The sequence below is a fragment of the Lacinutrix sp. YIN62 genome (genome assembly GCF_057219185.1).
Window position 1 is genome coordinate 1 of sequence record NZ_JBXVVH010000092.1, and the last position, 533, is coordinate 533.

Genomic DNA, 533 nt, shown 5'->3' on the forward strand with positions numbered 1-533 from the left:
ACATTACTTGATAGTAAAGGAAATAAACTTTCAACAAAACTAACAAACGGAGACGGTTTAGTAGAGTTTATTGTGGAATGTGAAACCCCTACAGAATTAGAAGTAACTATGGCAGACTACGAAAGTCAAAAAATGAACATTGCAGGCTCTCTTGAGAAAGAAGAAAATGTAACTATGGCATTAGAACCTATAGAAGTAATTATTGTTGAAGAAAAAGTAGAATTAAACCCTATTTACTTTGAATTCGATAAATCTAATGTTACTGCCCAAGCAGCCTTTGAGTTGGATAAATTAGTAGAAGTAATGACCAAATATCCAGATATGGTTATTCAAGCATTATCCTACACCGATAACATAGGAATCGCATCCTATAACGAAAAACTATCAGACCGTCGTGCAAAAACAACGGTGCAATATGTTATTTCTAAAGGGATTGACGCTTCAAGGATTTCTGGATTAGGTAAAGGAGAGAATGAACCAGCAGTAGACTGCGGAAGAGCCTGTACCGACGAACAGCACCAGTTAAACCGCCG

Annotated in this window: 1 protein-coding gene; it reads left to right on the top strand. The window is 36.8% G+C overall.

Annotation, left to right across the window (positions count from 1 at the left end; translation table 11 throughout):
* The coding region (locus AC2D8I_RS16340; RefSeq protein WP_484707183.1) for an OmpA family protein at nucleotides 1–533 on the top strand (533 nt) is incomplete at both ends.